The organism is Mucilaginibacter sp. UYNi724 (genome assembly GCF_054057495.1).
In genome coordinates this window covers 198,107-215,596 of the sequence record NZ_JBSRZI010000005.1, presented here as the reverse complement: position 1 = coordinate 215,596, position 17,490 = coordinate 198,107, and the positions used below count along the sequence as shown (strand labels likewise).

Sequence of the window (17,490 nt, the reverse complement as noted above, 5' to 3'; positions counted from 1 at the left end):
TATCAGTTAAATTTTTAAACTAAGTAAAAGAAAGTAAATACGAATACCCATACCAGATCTACAAAGTGCCAGTAAAGGCCAACTTTTTCGATCATTAAATAGCTACCTCGTTTTTGGTAGGTACCGGCCAACACATTTATAGTAATAATGATATTAATGATAACGCCGCTAAATACGTGGAAACCGTGGAAACCGGTAATGGTGAAAAATAAGTTTGCAAACTGCTGCGCGTAGGTGCCATATGTAGCCTCGTTTCCGCCCTTAAACAGGTGCTTCAATTCTTCCATATCCGGGATATGTCCCCACCAAAAACCTTCGTGGTGTAAGTGGCTCCATTCTAACGCCTGGCAACCCAAAAATGTAAAACCACCAATAATGGTTGCAAACATCCACCACATAACTTCCTTTTTAGCTAAACGGTGGCCTGCTTCTACAGCCAATACCATTGTAACCGAACTAAGGATCAGGATAAATGTCATTAAACCCACAAATACAAGTGGTTTACCGCTATCATACAAACCAGGTACTGATTGGAAAACCAGGTCTGGTGCCGGCCAGCTGCTCGAGCTGAAACGCAACGTGCCGTAGGCTATTAATAACGATGAAAAGGTAAACGCATCCGAAAGGAGGAAAAACCACATCATCATTTTACCATACTCAACATTAAACGGCGATCTGCCACCAGACCACGGCGTTGTCTTTACTTCATCAATAGGTGATACTTGTGCACTCATGAGTTTTTGTTATTGGTTCAAAAGTAAAAAAACATACAGATAAATCCATATAATATCGACAAAATGCCAAAAAATAGAGGACATCTGCACACTGTATAAATTTTTAACCTGCTCTATACTGCGGGTACTACGCCAAAGCGTATTAGCCAACAGCAATAAGCCGGCAAAAATGTGTAGTAAATGCATCCCGGTGAATACATATATAAAAGATTGCGATGCATTTGGGTTACTAAAGTAAACGCCATTTTTTATCAGGTACGACCATGACGATAACTGGATAATAAAAAAGGCCACACCTAAAACAATGGTAAAAGCTAAATAAAATTGCTGTTTACCCCGCTCAAGCGTTTTAGCGGCTTGCGACGCTAAGAACATTGTGATGCTGCTTAATATAATTACGCCGGTACTGTACATAAAAGCATCGGGTAACTTAATGTTGATACCATGCGCTTTACTGCCACCCACGTATACGATAAAACCGCTGGTTAACGCCGCAAAAAACATAAACGAAGTGAATATGAAGATCCACATGTTGAATTTTTTGGGTGCCAGGTTATATCTGTCTTCTTTCTGTATCTGGGCCATCATTTTCCTATAAAATCAAATAAAAACACTAATTGCACTACCGGCAAATAGTAAAAAGAGCCAAACATTAATTTCCTGGCGCTGCTAATTTCCAGCGTACGCATTAAATTAAAAGCCTGGTATATAAATATCAGGCTCATTACCAATGACACTACGGCAAGAACAATGCCGCCATTATGGTTAAAATATGGTAACAAGCTTACCGGCAATAATATAACAGTAGCTGCAAAAGTAATTACGGCACTTATTAAGTTACGTTTGCCGGTTGGTAATAAACGAAAACCGGCCAGCTTGTAGTCATCATCCAACACCCAGGCAATAGCCCAAAAATGAGGGAACTGCCAAACAAACTGTATGGAGAATAAAATCAAAGCTATCTCGTCTATCCTGCCGTGTGGCTGGCCTGCAACATAACCAATTAAAGCAGGTAACGCACCTGGTATAGCGCCAACAAAAACCGCTATGGGCGATTTACGCTTTAACGGCGTGTACGCAAATGCATATAATATAATAGAGAATACGGATAACAAACCTGTAAGGACATTTAAACTACCCAACAAATAAGTGCCGGCCATCCCCATTCCTAATCCTAAAACCAACCCCTGGCCGTTTGTCATCCTACCTGCGGGCATGGGGCGGTCCATGGTGCGCTTCATCAATTTATCCAAGTCAACCTCTATTACTTCGTTAAAGCAATTAGCTGCAGATGTAACTAAAAAACCACCTATAACCAGTTTGGCCCAATTAATCCACATAGTTGTACTATAGAGCGACCCCCACGTGTTACCGCCGTTGGCCTTAACTGCTATAATAAATGAAATAGACGCTGAAAACACTACCAACAATGTTAGTCGCAATTTAATCAGCTTTGAAAAATCACTCCATTTCATTTCCCTGCCCCCTGCACGTTTACCGAACTAAATAAATTCAACAATAAATAAAATTGGGCACCAAATACTAAACTCGCCAATATAATATGTGCTGCCTGTGCAAACGGCGGTAAAGCCCAGTACGATAATAATATCCCGGTAACTATTTGCAGCATTATCATCAAAAAAGTAAAACTCATTAATTGCTGCTGTACCGAATGCTTGTTAAAGCCCTTGCGGATCAGCGCGTATAAAACAAGGTTTAATATCAAAACTATTACGGCTACATCACGGTGCTGGGCAAAAATATCGCCGGCACGCTGTACCCAACTATCGCGGTAACTACCTTCTAAATGGCTTGCTACTGCATCTATCTTCTCGCGTACCTCGGTGCCAAATGTTATCTGCAAAATACTTAGCGCTAATACTAATAAAGTAACTATAGCTACAAATGGCTTACGTTCTACTTTATACCTGCCCTGCACTTTTGCCATGTGGTACGTTGTTATGCTGATGGCTAAAATTGCCAGTGCTATAAGCATATGCACGGTAACTATCCACGCAACCAAATTGGTTGATACTACTATAGATCCTAACCATGCCTGAAAACCTACCAGGAACACATTAAATATGCTTAGGAAAACAATGAGCTTTTTGGTTTTCCAATATCTAAAGGAGTACACAACACAAAGCAGTAAAAACAAACCCGATGCGGCCCCAATTAAACGGTTAATATATTCTGTCCACGTGCGGGCGGTATTAAATTCCTCGGGCACCAAAATAGATTTGTCGTTGCGGATGCGCACTGCCAACTGGCTGTATCCAAAAATATCCAGCATTTTGGCAAACTTTTGGTTTTTGGCCAGGCGTTTATCCGAATACGTTTTTTTATAGTTGATCGGTAGTTCAGATATGCTGGTTGGTGGTATATACCTTCCAAAACACTTAGGCCAATCGGGACAACCCATACCAGAACCCGTGCTACGCACTACCCCACCTGCCAGTATCACTAAAAATAGGAGGATGATGGTTATGAGATTGAACTTTAGAAACTTATTCCCGGGTGCCTTTATGCTCATCTAAATATTTCTAACAAATTAGGGTACCTTTCAATTTGAAGATTTGAAAATTGAGCAATTTGAAATCAACATTTTCAAATCTTCAATCTCTAATTATCAAATTAGGAAAAGGTACCCTAAAAGATCAGATCAGTATATTATTATTTTACTTCTTCGTTGCTTTTTTGAGTACTTGTCCACTTGGTGTGCTCCTCTAAACCTATCGGGTTATCCTCAAAGTCGTGCGGAAGGTTAGAACTCATTGTTTCAGAAAGCGGGGTTGTTTGTGGTATAAAGTCATGCTCAGCACCCGGCTTGCTGTAGTCATACGGCCAACGGTAAACGGTTGGGATCTCGCCCGGCCAGTTACCATGTAAATGCTCAATAGGTGTGGTCCACTCCAGGGTATTTGCTTCCCAAGGGTTTTGTGTTGCTTTCTTACCCCAAAAAATAGAGTGTACAAAGTTAAACAAGAAGGCTAACTGCGCTACTGCCGACATGATTGCCGCCCAGGTGATAAATGTGTTTACAGATAGCCATTGTTTCATTGATTCAAACTCAGTGAACGCGTAGTAACGGCGTGGTACACCATCCAAGCCCATAAAGTGCATTGGGAAGAATACAAGGTAAGCGCCGATAAAGGTTAACCAAAAGTGAAGGTAACCTAAACGCTCGTTCATCATACGGCCAAACATTTTAGGAAACCAGTGATAAACACCTGCAAGCATACCAAATATAGCTGCCGAACCCATTACCAAGTGAAAGTGGGCTACTACGAAGTATGTATCATGTAAGTTGATATCCAGTGCCGCGTTACCTAAGAAGATACCTGTTAAACCACCAGAGATAAAGAATGACACCATACCGATAGCGAACAACATTGCCGATGTAAAACGGATGTTACCGCGCCATAGCGTGGCAAGCCAGTTGAATGTTTTTACTGCCGATGGTACCGCGATGATCAATGTAGTGATCATGAACACACCGCCCAGGAACGGGTTCATACCCGTAACAAACATGTGGTGACCCCATACTATAAACGATAATACGGTAATACCTATTAGGGAGTAAACCATCGCATGGTAACCAAAGATAGGTTTACGAGAGTTTACAGACATAACCTCTGATGAGATACCCATCGCAGGCATAATTACAATATACACCTCAGGGTGGCCCAGGAACCAGAACAAATGCTGGAACAAGATAGGGCTACCACCTTCGAAAGGTTGTACCTGCGAACTGTTCAATACAATTTCTGATAAGTAGAAACTGGTACCAAAGCTACGGTCAAATATCAATAATACAACACCCGCTACTAATACCGGGAATGATAACACACCCAAAACAGCAGTCAGGAATAATGCCCATACGGATAATGGCATTTTCCAAAGGTCCATACCTTTTGTACGCATGTTAAGAATAGTACTCACGTAGTTTATACCCGCCATTAACTGCGATGCAATGAACAAGGTCATACTGATCAGCCACAGCGTCATACCCAAACCTGAACCCGGCATGGCCTTAGGTAGTGCCGATAATGGTGGATATATTGTCCAGCCACCGCTTGCAGGGCCTTTTTGTATAAAGAATGAGGATAACATGATAACACTGGCCATAAAGAAAAACCAGTATGATAACATGTTCATGAATGGAGATGCCATATCACGTACACCTAATTGCAATGGAATAAGTAAGTTGGCGAAAGTACCGCTCAAGCCTGCTGTTAATACAAAGAATACCATGATGGTACCATGTATGGTTACTAATGCCAGGTAAAAGTTAGAATCTAAACGTCCACCCGGTGCAAAACGGCCTAATAATGTTTCCATCAAAGGGAAGGCTCTATCAGGGTAAGCTAACTGGATCCTGAACAGGACGGAAAGGATCATGGCGATGAAAGCCATAGTAATACCTGTAATCAGGAATTGCTTGGCAATCATTTTATGATCCATACTAAATACATAGGTATTTAGGAAAGTTGCTTTATGGTGTCCGTGATCCTCTTCGTGATGTGCTACTCCGTGATCGTGAACTGCTAATGTTGACATACTCGCTAATCTTTTTGTATTAATTGTTTAACGCTAACCTGTTTGATTGTACTTGTTTTTTCTCTGCAGCAAATTTAAGGTCTTTCTTAATCGCGTCTGTCAGATACGGTTTCTGTTGGCTTAACCATACCTGGTACTCAGCCTCTGTAACCACACGTACAACTTTTTTCATGTTATAATGGGCACCACCACAAATCTTGTTACAAAGTATCTCGTATTCAAAATTAGGGTTATCTAATTTAATACGCATTTCTTGTGTAGTAATGGTTGGTTTAAATTTAAAGAAGGTTGGTAAACCCGGTACCGCGTTCAATTGTACACGGAAGTGAGGCATGTAAACGCTATGGATAACATCCTGCGCGTGTATGTTTAACCTTACAGATTTACGTACGGGCAAGTACATGGTATCTGCCTGCAAATCATCGTAAGAGAATTTATCTTTAAAGTTGATCCCCAATTTATTTGTACCGCTAACCAATTTATAGTCAGTTTTACCTAAACGGGCATCTTTACCCGGGTAACGTAACTCCCATGCAAACTGGTGGCCGGTAATATCAACATTGATAGAAGCCGGTTCGCCTTTAGCATCAACATTATCGGTGATTTTTTGCCACGTGAAGAAACCGAAGATAACCAGGATAGTTAACACAATAGCTGGTGCTATTGTCCAAACTTTTTCAATGGTATTGTTATGCGGCAGGAAATGACCGCGGCGGTTTGCATTGTAACGGTATCTGAACAGGAAGGTGAACAGCAAGATTTGGGTAACTACAAATACGATCATGGTTAACACAGTGGTAGTCCAGAACATCTCGTCTATCTTAACACCATGCTCTGAAGCTGCACCCGGTAAAATCATGGCGCCATGTACGGTAAATTCCCAATAGGCACCGTAAGCGCCTGCAATAAGGAACACAAGGCAGCAAATGCCCATTACATTGTTCCAGTTGATAGGTTTTTTATTTTGGATCTGCTGGGTTAGATCGAACACACGAAGTATCTTTCCAATTATCCCGATAATAAAACAAACGATAAGGAAAATCAGGATGTAGTAACCTGCAGTTGCTAAACCGTTGTCTTTAACTGCATCTGTTGCAGGTGAAGCGGTAGCGCCGGCTGATTCTGTACCCTGGGCAAAAAGCATGCTCGTGCCCAAAAGCATTAACACAGCTAAAAGCGAAAGTATTTTTTTAGAATTGAATAAATTTTTGAATCCCATTTTATTGGTTATTTGAATTGCTGTATCCGGTTGCAAATTTAACAATTATTATATGTGATGATGCAGGCTCTCTTGCAGGAACGGATGTTTTTTAGGTATAAGTGATTCAAACTTGCTTAACGCGGTTAATACCGAGAACGTAAACAACCCTACGAAACCTAAAAATATACCAATTTCCTCAACACCAAAACCTGGTTTTTCAACCGTACCCGGCATAATCATGATGTAGTAATCTAACCAGTGGCCGCAAACTAATAGCAAACATGTCCACATCATACGGCTCATTACGCGTTTAGCATCACGAGACATCAACAGTAACAATGGTGCTAAAAAGTTCATAACGATATTAAGCCAGAACCAGAATTTATATTCGGGCTCCCACCTTTTGTAGAAATACACAGACTCCTCCGGAATATTTGCATACCAGGTAAGGAAGAACTGTGCAAACCATACATACGTCCAAAAGATAGAGAAACCGAAAATCAGTTTACCTATACTGTGCATATGATCTACATGTAACCACTGCATGTAACCTTTCTTTTGCAGGTAGATCATGATCAGTGCCATAATAGCTAACCCGCTTACGTGCATTGCTGCTAAGTTGTACCAGCCAAACATGGTAGAGAACCAGTGTGCTTCTAATGACATGATAACACCGAATGCAAAGATCGGGAAGGTGAAACCAAAGATCACTAAGAACGTACAAGCCAGTTTAAAGCTTTTATCGTAGTTGCTCATGCCGCCTTCGGTATCTTCGTAAACAGATGCTTTTGTTAAAGCCCAGCCATAGTAGCTGTAAGCGCCTAACAATACAATAAGCATCCCGTAGAAGAACTTGATAGTTAAAAATGGCGCTTTACCCGCAATGATGGCATCGTAATTTGCGCTGCCGGGAATGGTCAAACCATGTGTAGCCCAGTGAGCATACAGGTATGGTACCATTTCTTTCCTACCGTGTTCGATAACTTCATGGTCGTTTAACAGGCCAAAAGTTATAATTACTATTAAAATAAGGCTTGCAAAAGGTAAAACCCTGGCAAATGCCTGTGGGATCCTGATTAGGGAAGCCGACCAGCCCGCTTGCGCAGCATACTGGTATGAACAAAAGAACACACCTGCAATACAAACACAAACAAAGTAGTACGACATTAGCAACAGGTTGCTATAAGTGTGTTGTACGTCGCCCGCTACAAAGCCAAATGCAACTGCTAATATGCCAATTACAATCCCCACTAAACTTACTGTTTTAAGGGTGCCGGTAAATTGAAAACGTTCTTCTATACTATTGTGAGTCTTCATTAAAAATTGATCTTATAAAGTTTGTAAATGGTGTACATATAGTACAATCTTCCAGCGTTCTTCGGGCGCAACCTGTGATGCATATGAACCCATCGCATTAACACCATAAGTGATAGTGTGATATATTTTACCGTCGGTAAGATCTTTCATTGCACCACCACGAGACGACTGGCCTTTTGAGTAAGATGGCGGCGGCGGGTAACCGTGCTGCACAACTAAACCATCACCCTGCCCGGTGATACCGTGGCATGGCGAACAAAAGGTGGTAAAAAGCGCTTTACCTTCTGCCAAATGCTGCGGGGTATTCGCGATAAGGTTTGCAACCTCAAGGCTTGCCTTATCATAACCATCGCGTGTGTTTGGATAATCAAAACGTTTAAAGCCTAAAGGTATAGTACCTGCGGGCGGTAACTGCGCTGTTTTGCCATCCTTAAAGTTTGGATTCGCCTGGTCCGGGTCAAATGCCTTATGCTCGTACATATTGGGGGCGTACTCCCAACCGGTACTACGCTTATCCTTGCACGATGTAATAACGATCGATGCAGCAATAACGATAGCCGTTGTGCCCAATATTCTAAGTTTATTCATAGCTAACATATTTTCTTTCGTTATGCTTTACTTCTACTGCTCCTGCTTGTTTTAATAAATTTGTTATATCCTCGTGCGGCACGTTTCCTTTAGCATCAACAGCTATTACAAAACGGTCATCCGTTGCACGCAGGTCCATAACACGTGGCGCGCGGCCCGGGAACAGGTGTGTTGCGGCAAAAAATGTAAGCGTCATACCAAATGCGGTAAACAGGATGGTCCACTCAAATGTAAACGGTACAAAGTTTGGTATTGCAAAACTTGGTTTACCACCTACGTTCATAGGCCAATCGTGCACAAGCATATAATAGATCATGCTGAAAATTACTGTAGCGCCAAGGCAGCCAAAGCAAAATGCCGCGTAACCTAATCTTGAATCTTTAACGCCCATTTTATCCTCTATACCGTGGATAGGCATTGGCGTATAAATATCGTAGATAGGGATGCTTGCCTTTTGTAAATTATCAATGCCCTGCATCATATCATCCGGGTCATCGAATAGGCCTAATATCATTTTAGTCTTGCTCATCTTTATACTTTTTCGTAATCAGCCATGTCTACACTATCGAACTTTGTTAACGACTCCTTGTAATACTTAACCTCAGCAGGCTCAAGGTGGCCTTCTTCGATCAGTTTTTTCTTAGCCTGCTCGCTCGATGTTTTAAGCAATAGTTTTACCTCGGCAATTGCTACAGAAGGTAACACCCTTATAAACAACAGGAACATGGTAAAGAATAACCCGATAGAACCGATGAATACGCTAACGTCAACCCAGGTTGGGTAAAACATAGCCCAGCTTGACGGGATATAATCGCGGTGTAGCGAGGTTACGATAATTACGAAACGCTCGAACCACATACCTATATTCACGATGATCGACAGGAACCAGGAGAATTTAATATTTGTACGTAAGTATTTTGACCAGAACAGCTGCGGAGAAATTACGTTACAGCTCATCATGCTCCAGTAAGCCCACCAGTATGGCCCGGTTGCCCTGTTAATGAAAGCATATTGCTCATACTCGACACCAGAATACCATGCGATGAAGAACTCGGTAATGTAAGCCACACCCACGATAGAACCTGTTAATAAGATGATCTTATTCATCGATTCGATGTGGAACATGGTAATATAGTTTTCTAAACCTAACACTTTACGGGTTACCAGCAAAAGTGTTTGCACCATAGCGAAACCAGAGAAGATAGCACCCGCAACGAAGTATGGAGGGAAAATGGTGGTGTGCCATCCCGGCTCTAACGACGTAGCAAAGTCAAACGATACAATGGTGTGAACCGATAGTACCAGTGGTGTAGAGATACCTGCAAGTATCAATGATACTGTTTCGAAACGCTGCCAGGTTTTTAATGAGCCCGTCCAACCGAATGATAGTATTGAATAGATGCGTTTACGTAAGCCTGTCGCACGGTCACGGATCGAAGCGATATCAGGCAATAAACCTGTGTACCAGAACAATAATGAAACCGAGAAGTAAGTTGAGATCGCGAACACGTCCATCATCAGCGCAGAGTTCCAGTTTACCCAAAGTGAGCCATACTGGTTTGGAAGCGGTAATGTGAAATATGCTAACCAGGGCCGGCCCATGTGTGCTACAATGTATGTAGCGGCACAAATTACCGCGAAGATGGTCATCGCTTCGGCAGAACGGTTAATGGAGTTACGCCAGTTTTGACGGAAGATCAATAGCACCGCAGAGATTAGTGTACCCGCGTGGCCAATACCTACCCACCATACGAAACCGGTGATATCCCAGGCCCATCCTACAGTTTTGTTAAGTCCCCATGCGCCTAAACCAAACCAAAAGGTGTAGCTGATAGACACTACCCATAACAGTGCGCCTAATGACGATACGGTAAAACCGATCCACCATGCTTTGTTGGGTTTATTCTCTACAGGGAACAAAATGTCATTAGTGATCTTGGCAAAGGTCATGTCTTTGCCCGTCATTAACGGTTCCCTGATTATTGATTCATGTTGATGAGCCATATGTTGTTATATATCTCGATGTAAAAATTAAGCCAATGATTCAGTTCCGGTGTTCCTAACTTTCACTTGGTAGCCAATACCCGGTTTTACGTTAAGTTCTTCAAGTACGTAGTACGTACGCTCGCTCTTCAAAGCTTTTGAAACTTCAGAGTTAGGATCGTTCCTGTTACCAAACACGATAGCGTTTGCAGAACAAGTTTGCTGACAAGCAACTTTAACTTCGCCATCCCTAAGCGGGCGTTTTTCTATTTTAGCCTGTAATTTGCCTGCCTGGATACGTTGTACACACATCGAACATTTTTCCATAACCCCACGGAAACGTGTAGTAACATCAGGGTTAAGTACTAATTGGGTATGCTCGTTGTTTAAGTAGTTATCAAAACGAGAATCGTTCCAATAGTTGAACCAGTTAAAGCGGCGCACTTTGTACGGACAGTTATTTGCACAGTAACGTGTACCAACACAACGGTTGTATGCCATCATGTTTAACCCTTCAGATGAGTGCGTAGTAGCTAAAACCGGACAAACTGTTTCACATGGTGCGTGGTCACAGTGCTGGCAAAGCATTGGCTGGTGCACAACGGTAACGTTGCTAAAGTCGGCCAGTTTGTCTATCTCTTTCTCTTGTGTTACTTTACCTGAACGGCCATCAACCTTAGCATCGCCATTTTGCTCGAAGCTGTAGTAACGGTCAATACGGATCCAGTGCATTTCGCGGCGGCGGCCTACTTCATCTTTACCAACAACAGGTATGTTGTTTTCTGCGCTACATGCTACAACGCAAGCGCCACAACCTGTACATGCATTTAAGTCGATAGCCATAACCCAGTCATAAACAGGGCGCGCGTGGATACGATCTTCATTTGTGTTTTCCCAAAGGTCAAACATCTTTTCTTCTTCACCCTCTTTACCGCTGCCTGCACGGGCATCTTTCTTATACTCGGTAAAGGTTGCTTCGCGGATAACGTTACGGCCCTCAAAAGAGTGGTGCGTTTGTGTTTGCGAAAGCGGGAATATATCGCCTGTAGCTTTAACCGTTGCCGATGCGTTTGTTTGGAACGTACCGTTAAGGAAGCTAAGGAATGGATAAGCGTTTTTACCTACGTTGTTACCAACAAGGCCTGCTGCTGTGCGGCCGTAACCAACAGCAACAGATACAGTACCCGGCGCCTGGCCCGGTTGTGATAATACCGGCAATGTTACCGTGTAACCGTTAGCGGTGATCTCAACAACTTCAAACTCATCAAGGCCCATCGTTTTAATATCTGATGGAGACATCGCTGCAAAATTATCCCAGGTAACTTTAGAAACCGGGTCAGGTAATTCTTGCAACCAAGGGTTGTTTGCTTTTTTACCATCGCGCATTGCCGTGTTTTGGTAAACCTGTAATTCTACTTTACCGCCTTGGGCAAGTTTAGCACTTTGGCCTAACACGGTTTGTGCAACCGCGTTAAGGTCATAATTAAAGGTGTATGAGCCGGCTGCAACCGGTGCTGCCAATACTAAACCTGTTTGTAATAAGGTTTCCCAACCTGCCTGGCCGGATAAACCGCCTTTAGCTAATAAGTTAGTGTTCCAGTTATTTCTTACAAATGTGTAATAATCTTTAGTTGCGCTATCGGCCCATACCAAAAGGCTTTGCTCGGCCTGGCGGGTATTGTTAACCGGGTTAATGGTTGGCTGCATTACAGTGTAGTAACCTTCTACCGAACTATCATCACCCCACGACTCTAAGTAGTGGTGGTTTGGTGCAATAATGGTACAAAGCGCTGCGGTTTCGTCTGTATGATCAGAGAATGAAACTTTAAGGCTAACATTTTTCAACGCGTCAACAACTGCTGCCGCACTGTGGTAATCGTAAGCAGGGTTAGCATCAAGGAATAATGCCGCGCCTACTGCACCTGCTTTTGCCTGTGTAATAAAATCAACAATGGCACCATCGTTACCGGCGTACTGGCGGGATGGATTGTCTAGATCGATAGTAGTGCCGTAGCTGCCTAATAAAGAGTTGATGGCATTTACCAATACCTGTGTCGCAACATCGTTAGAACCAGCTACAACTAAGGCTTTACCTTTTGCTGCTTTAAGTTCTGCCGCTACTAATAATATGGCTTTATCTGCGTTAGCTGTAGTTAATTTTTTTGAACCTGGTAAGGTTGTGCCTGATATTGCATTATACAGGTTTACCAAAGCAACACCTTCTTCAGATGGTTTGATGGCGATACGCACATCGGCATTGGTACCCGTAAGGCTCATACCACTCTCGAACTGGATGTGACGTGACATCTTTTTCTCTTCGAGAGATTTGTTGTTACGATTAAATACGTATTGACGGGTAAACTCCTCACCGGAGATCCATGTTCCAAGGAAATCTGCCGCGAAGCTTACAATGATGTCAGCCTTATCGAAATTGTAATGAGGTAATACCGCTTTACCAAAGCTGTTTTGGTTCGCTTTTATAATACCTGTATAAGATACTGCATCGTACTGTACGTGTTTTGCAGTAGGGTATTTTGCGATGAACTCGGCAATAACCGCTTGTGTAGACGGGCTGTGTACAGTTGATGATACGATGCTAATGGTTTTACCACTTGCCGCAACTGCCGCAAGTTTGTTTTTTACAAAAGCGTCAATTTCAGACCAGCTGCTGTCGTTACCGTTTAGTTGAGGGTCTTTAACGCGGCTGGTGTCGTAAAGCTCAAGCACTGATGCCTGTGCCTGCGCACTTAAACCACCTTTTGATAAAAGATCGTTAGGGTTACCTTCAACCTTAATAGGGCGGCCTTCGCGGGTTTTAACCAATATCGCACTACCATCATATGTTGACGAGTAGTAATTGGCTACACCCGGGGTTATCTCCTCCGGTTTAATTAAGTAAGGGATCGATTTGTGTACAGGTACGTTTTGGCAAGCCGCTAAAGTAACCGCACCCACACCAAAGCCTAACGCCTTTAAAAAGTCGCGGCGGGGGGTTTTGCCCATAAGGCCACCTCCGCTTAAAACCTCTTCGATAGGAATTGGCTCGGCAAATTCGTGTTTATTTTTCTCAACAAATTCTGGCGTTTTGTTCAGTTCTTCTAAACCTTTCCAGTATTTTTTATTGCTATCCATTTATAGTTATATAAACTGTAATGTACTGTTCTTGATAATTATTAGTAGTGGCATTTAGCACACTCGATACCGCCTAACACTGCTGCAGTAACCTTTTCGCCCTTTTTAATTTTATCATGGGCAGCAAGTATGCTATCATAGTAAGCATTGCCTTTACCGTTAACCTCGGTACGTTTGTGACACTGGATACACCATTTCATGGTAAGCGGAGAGTATTGATATACTTCCTTCATTTCCTGAACCTGGCCGTGGCAGGTTTGGCATTTAATTGCGCCAACTTTAACGTGTTGCGAGTGGTTAAAGTAAGCCAAGTCAGGCAGGTTGTGGATACGTACCCACTGCATTGGTTTAGCTTTAGTGCTATCGTATTTAGCGGTGTTAGGGTCGTAACCCAAAGCATCGTAAATTTTGTGTATCTCCGGCGATTCTGTTTTAACCGATTTGTGACAGTTCATACAAACGTTCAATGATGGTATCGAAGCGTTTTTAGATTTGAATGCACCGGTGTGGCAGTACTGGCACTCTATCTTCATGGCACCTGCGTGCAACTCGTGCGAGTATTTGATAGGCTGTACCGGTTGGTACCCCTGGTGTACGTTAGTGTTCCACATGGTTACCCAGCTAAAGCTGCCTAAGCCAACAACACCGCAAAGCACTATAAAGAATACAAGTTTTTTGTTTTTAAGAAGCTTTTTAACCGTAGCTAATTTATCTACCGATGCTTTTTCTCCTTCTTCAACAACTTCTTCTTCGAAGATTCCTTTTTTGTTAAGCAACAAACGCTCGAGCGTTGCAATTACTTTGTTTAATACAAGGATAACGATGAAAGCGATAACAATAACGCCTAACAAGCTCCAGACAACTAAAGCGCTCGGGCCTTTATCTTCGGTTGCCGCTGCGCCGCCTGCCGGTGCTTTTGCTTTATCATCCTGGATCTTTTTCCAATCGGCACGGATGTAGGTAATAACATTACCAACATCAGCATCGCTTAACTCAGCAAAAACTGTCATGCCCGCCTGGTTAAACTCGTTAAATATCTTAACGGCCTTAGGGTTTTTTGCAGCAATTAATGCCTGGTTGTTTTGGATCCATTTGGTTAAATAAGCATCATCGGTTTCTGATGTAAGCTGCGGACCTAAGGCCGGGCCGGTCATACGCGTATCTATTTTGTGGCACGCTGTACATTTGGCCTTAAATATAGCTTCACCTTTCGCTGCGTCTGCTTGCGCGTGGGCTGTTAAGCCTACAACAACCAAACCGGCAACGAGTAAAACCGACCTTGAAAACTGTTTAAAAATCAATGAGATATTTCTCATAAAAGGTATTTATGCTAAATAATTTTTATATATAAGTGTTAAACTGACGTAGAGGTGTTTGATTTACCCACTTTTTCAGGCACAAAAGTATAATTTATTGCTGTATCGCTGACAATATAATGACACCAAAATCTAATTTATAATCGTTCTAAATTATAGATAAAACGCCTTTAAATAACCATTAAGGCTGTTTTTACAAATTGTGGACAGTAGCTGACGAAAAGGATTATTAAAAAGATACTTTGAAAACCTATTTATTGTTTTATAATCCAAGTAATTATTGACGAGTAAATCATTACCGCAGTAAAACTATATTAAATTTTGAATTCTAATAACAACATCAACCATTAGTTGCTAATGTTACATCTGCGAAAACAGACAAGGCCTTTTGGGTATCCAAGGGGGCCTTGTTAATTATCAGCAAAAAATTATTGTTTTAAAATCCATGCAAATATCAACGGAACAACAATTGTAGCGTCGCTTTCTACAATAAATTTAGGGGTGTTAATGTCCAGTTTACCCCAGGTAATTTTTTCGTTTGGTACCGCGCCTGAGTACGAGCCATATGATGTTGTAGAATCGCTCACCTGACAAAAATAGCTCCAAAAAGGGATGTCGGTCATCTCCATATCCTGATAAAGCATCGGCACTACACAAATAGGGAAATCGCCGGCAATACCACCACCTATCTGGAAAAAGCCTACGCCTTTACCACCAGAGTTTTTAGGGTACCAATCGGCAAGCCATGCCATATATTCGATCCCGCTTTTCATGGTGGTCGCTTTCACTTCACCTTTTATAACGTACGATGCAAAGATGTTGCCCATGGTGCTATCTTCCCAACCCGGCACAACAATAGGCAGGTTTCTTTCGGCAGCCGCAAGCATCCACGAATTTTTAGGATCAATCTCATAGTATTGTTCCAACTCTCCGCTCAGCAATATTTTGTACATAAACTCATGCGGAAAATAGCGTTCGCCGGCGGTATCTGCATCTTTCCAGATCTTGTAAATATGTTTCTGTAACCGGCGAAACGCTTCTTCTTCGGGGATACAGGTATCGGTAACCCGGTTGTAGTGGTTCTCTAACAAATCCCACTCATCCTGCGGGCTAAGGTCACGGTAGTTTGGCACGCGTTTGTAGTGCGAGTGCGCTACCAGGTTCATGATATCCTCTTCCAGGTTAGCACCAGTACATGATATAATATCAATTTTACCCTCGCGGATCATCTCGGCAAGGGAAATGCCCAGTTCTGCAGTGCTCATGGCACCCGCAATGGTCACCATCATTTTGCCGCCTTCGGTTAAATGCGTTTCATAACCTTTTGCTGCATCCATTAATGCCGCTGCATTAAAATGCAGGTAGTTTTTCTCTATAAATTGAGATATAGGGCCTCTTGCTATGCTCATATTATTTCCTGTTATTATTTTGCAAAAGTAGGTATTTTGCGCACATCAGAATTTTAAATTACACATTCTACAAAACAAGTGCTTTAAAATTACCTTTGCGGCACTACAGCCCATGAAAAAACTTATCCTCATTTTTATACTTTCCGTAGCTATAATACCCGCTTTCGCGCAGGTAAAGATCCTGCCAAAATTCATCCGCAGAATGTATTTTGAGAAAGATACCAGCAAACGCGGCAGCTTTGTGTTACTGCCGGTCATCAGTTCGGCACCCGAAACAGGATTGGAAGGAGGTGGCTCGGCCCTATACTCTTTTTATACCGATACCCTCAGCAAGAATACCCGGGTATCTAATATTTTTGCCTACGCCACATTGACCACCAAGGGCCAAAGCCGCGTAAACCTAAGCAGCAGCTACTGGGCTCCTAACAACAATTACCATTTTACCGGGGCAATTGGGTACATCAATTTCCCGTTCGATTTTTACGGAATAGGCAATAATACTGATAAAGCCGACGCCGACCGCCTTGGCCAGAAACGCGTCCGCGTTACCTTTACCGGCGAGAAAAAGATAGGCGATTATATTTATGTGGGATTAGTGGCCGGTGGTTACGACTACCGCTTTCACGACCAGCAGCCCGGCGGCATTTTCGCTACAGACCCTACCATCGAAGGCAAAAACGGTGGCACCATCCTTTACATTGGGCCAAGCTTTATATGGGATAGCCGCAACAATAACACCTACACCACCAGCGGCGGTACATTTACCAGCTATTTTAATATCATGGACGGCGTAGGTAGCAACAGCGGTTATAGCGGCGGTTTCCTAAATATAGAGGTTACGCATTTCTTCGCCTTAAGTAAAAAGTTTGTTTTAGGGGTTGATGTACAAAGCCAGAACATGACAGGCAGCCAATCGCCATTTTACCTGCTGCCTGCTTTAGGCAGCGATGAAATGATGCGTGGCTATTACAACGGCCGTTTCCGCGACCGTAACCTGTTGGCAGGCCAAACCGAACTGCGTTACCGAATGTCCGAGCGTTTCGGCATTGTAGGCTTTATAGGCGGCGGAGAAGTATTTAACAAAGATTTTAACCTGAACCAGCTAAAGCCGAATTACGGTGGCGGCCTGCGCTATTTCTTCGACGTTCAAAAAGGCCTTAGCATCCGCGTAGATTACGGTGTTGGCGAAAAACGCCCCGGCGAAAGCAGGCAAAGCGGGGTTTATGTGGGGTTGGGAGAGGCATTTTAGA

14 protein-coding genes are annotated in these 17,490 nt (G+C 42.7%); 1 reads left to right on the top strand and 13 read right to left on the bottom strand.

Features of this window, described 5'->3' with window-relative positions; translation table 11 throughout:
• Positions 1–14 precede the first annotated feature (14 nt).
• The 13 genes from ACVW0P_RS09910 to ACVW0P_RS09850 form a co-directional block, all read right to left on the bottom strand.
• The gene (locus ACVW0P_RS09910; protein ID WP_457131942.1) at positions 15–734 is read right to left on the bottom strand and encodes a cytochrome c oxidase subunit 3; all 720 of its coding nucleotides are present in this window, start codon (positions 732–734) and stop codon (positions 15–17) included.
• 9 nt (positions 735–743) lie between these two features.
• A complete protein-coding gene (locus ACVW0P_RS09905; RefSeq protein ID WP_354426599.1) occupies positions 744–1,322 on the bottom strand; it encodes a cytochrome c oxidase subunit 3 in 579 nt (192 codons plus the stop codon).
• Complete coding sequence (gene cyoE, locus ACVW0P_RS09900) at positions 1,319–2,209, bottom strand: heme o synthase (protein WP_457131941.1); 891 nt, start codon at positions 2,207–2,209, stop codon at positions 1,319–1,321. The genes ACVW0P_RS09905 and cyoE overlap by 4 nt, the downstream gene beginning before the upstream one ends.
• Complete coding sequence (locus ACVW0P_RS09895) at positions 2,206–3,267, bottom strand: COX15/CtaA family protein (RefSeq protein ID WP_457131940.1); 1,062 nt, start codon at positions 3,265–3,267, stop codon at positions 2,206–2,208. Before ACVW0P_RS09895 ends, cyoE begins: the two co-directional genes overlap by 4 nt.
• Positions 3,268–3,407: 140 nt before the next feature.
• The gene (locus ACVW0P_RS09890; RefSeq protein ID WP_457131939.1) at positions 3,408–5,294 is read right to left on the bottom strand and encodes a cytochrome c oxidase subunit I; all 1,887 of its coding nucleotides are present in this window, start codon (positions 5,292–5,294) and stop codon (positions 3,408–3,410) included.
• Positions 5,295–5,313: 19 nt separating this feature from the next.
• Positions 5,314–6,513 carry a cytochrome c oxidase subunit II gene (locus ACVW0P_RS09885; RefSeq protein WP_457131938.1) on the bottom strand — a complete coding sequence of 400 codons (1,200 nt, stop codon included), beginning with the start codon at positions 6,511–6,513 and terminating at the stop codon, positions 5,314–5,316.
• Positions 6,514–6,561: 48 nt separating this feature from the next.
• Positions 6,562–7,812, bottom strand: a complete 1,251-nt coding sequence (locus ACVW0P_RS09880; RefSeq protein WP_457131937.1) for a quinol:cytochrome C oxidoreductase — start codon at positions 7,810–7,812, stop codon at positions 6,562–6,564.
• 12 nt (positions 7,813–7,824) lie between these two features.
• Positions 7,825–8,400 carry a c-type cytochrome gene (locus ACVW0P_RS09875; RefSeq protein ID WP_457131936.1) on the bottom strand — a complete coding sequence of 192 codons (576 nt, stop codon included), beginning with the start codon at positions 8,398–8,400 and terminating at the stop codon, positions 7,825–7,827.
• The gene (locus ACVW0P_RS09870; protein WP_354426605.1) at positions 8,393–8,929 is read right to left on the bottom strand and encodes a DUF3341 domain-containing protein; all 537 of its coding nucleotides are present in this window, start codon (positions 8,927–8,929) and stop codon (positions 8,393–8,395) included. Before ACVW0P_RS09870 ends, ACVW0P_RS09875 begins: the two co-directional genes overlap by 8 nt.
• A 2-nt stretch (positions 8,930–8,931) precedes the next feature.
• Positions 8,932–10,404 carry an NrfD/PsrC family molybdoenzyme membrane anchor subunit gene (nrfD, locus tag ACVW0P_RS09865; RefSeq protein WP_354426606.1) on the bottom strand — a complete coding sequence of 491 codons (1,473 nt, stop codon included), beginning with the start codon at positions 10,402–10,404 and terminating at the stop codon, positions 8,932–8,934.
• Positions 10,405–10,431: 27 nt separating this feature from the next.
• Positions 10,432–13,515, bottom strand: coding sequence for a TAT-variant-translocated molybdopterin oxidoreductase (locus ACVW0P_RS09860; protein WP_457131935.1), 3,084 nt, complete (start codon positions 13,513–13,515; stop codon positions 10,432–10,434).
• Positions 13,516–13,556: 41 nt separating this feature from the next.
• Positions 13,557–14,831, bottom strand: coding sequence for a cytochrome c3 family protein (locus ACVW0P_RS09855; RefSeq protein ID WP_457131934.1), 1,275 nt, complete (start codon positions 14,829–14,831; stop codon positions 13,557–13,559).
• A 428-nt stretch (positions 14,832–15,259) separates the two neighbouring features.
• Positions 15,260–16,240 (bottom strand): deoxyhypusine synthase family protein, encoded by a 981-nt coding sequence (locus tag ACVW0P_RS09850; protein WP_457131933.1) that lies wholly within the window; start codon positions 16,238–16,240, stop codon positions 15,260–15,262.
• Between the two features lie 112 nt (positions 16,241–16,352).
• Between ACVW0P_RS09850 and ACVW0P_RS09845 the strand changes: the two genes are divergently transcribed.
• Positions 16,353–17,489, top strand: coding sequence for a polymerase (locus tag ACVW0P_RS09845; protein ID WP_457131932.1), 1,137 nt, complete (start codon positions 16,353–16,355; stop codon positions 17,487–17,489).
• Position 17,490 lies beyond the last annotated feature (1 nt).

What these genes read in the sequence shown, in the direction of transcription:
- cyoE (WP_457131941.1), bottom strand. Translation starts at nt 2,209, where the DNA reads ATGAAATGGAGTGATTTTTCAAAGCTGATTAAATTGCGACTAACATTG.
- ACVW0P_RS09895 (WP_457131940.1), bottom strand. Translation starts at nt 3,267, where the DNA reads ATGAGCATAAAGGCACCCGGGAATAAGTTTCTAAAGTTCAATCTCATA.
- ACVW0P_RS09905 (WP_354426599.1), bottom strand. Translation starts at nt 1,322, where the DNA reads ATGATGGCCCAGATACAGAAAGAAGACAGATATAACCTGGCACCCAAA.
- ACVW0P_RS09880 (WP_457131937.1), bottom strand. Translation starts at nt 7,812, where the DNA reads ATGAAGACTCACAATAGTATAGAAGAACGTTTTCAATTTACCGGCACC.
- ACVW0P_RS09875 (WP_457131936.1), bottom strand. Translation starts at nt 8,400, where the DNA reads ATGAATAAACTTAGAATATTGGGCACAACGGCTATCGTTATTGCTGCA.
- ACVW0P_RS09885 (WP_457131938.1), bottom strand. Translation starts at nt 6,513, where the DNA reads ATGGGATTCAAAAATTTATTCAATTCTAAAAAAATACTTTCGCTTTTA.
- ACVW0P_RS09910 (WP_457131942.1), bottom strand. Translation starts at nt 734, where the DNA reads ATGAGTGCACAAGTATCACCTATTGATGAAGTAAAGACAACGCCGTGG.
- ACVW0P_RS09850 (WP_457131933.1), bottom strand. Translation starts at nt 16,240, where the DNA reads ATGAGCATAGCAAGAGGCCCTATATCTCAATTTATAGAGAAAAACTAC.
- ACVW0P_RS09855 (WP_457131934.1), bottom strand. Translation starts at nt 14,831, where the DNA reads ATGAGAAATATCTCATTGATTTTTAAACAGTTTTCAAGGTCGGTTTTA.
- ACVW0P_RS09870 (WP_354426605.1), bottom strand. Translation starts at nt 8,929, where the DNA reads ATGAGCAAGACTAAAATGATATTAGGCCTATTCGATGACCCGGATGAT.
- ACVW0P_RS09890 (WP_457131939.1), bottom strand. Translation starts at nt 5,294, where the DNA reads ATGTCAACATTAGCAGTTCACGATCACGGAGTAGCACATCACGAAGAG.
- nrfD (WP_354426606.1), bottom strand. Translation starts at nt 10,404, where the DNA reads ATGGCTCATCAACATGAATCAATAATCAGGGAACCGTTAATGACGGGC.
- ACVW0P_RS09860 (WP_457131935.1), bottom strand. Translation starts at nt 13,515, where the DNA reads ATGGATAGCAATAAAAAATACTGGAAAGGTTTAGAAGAACTGAACAAA.
- ACVW0P_RS09845 (WP_457131932.1), top strand. Translation starts at nt 16,353, where the DNA reads ATGAAAAAACTTATCCTCATTTTTATACTTTCCGTAGCTATAATACCC.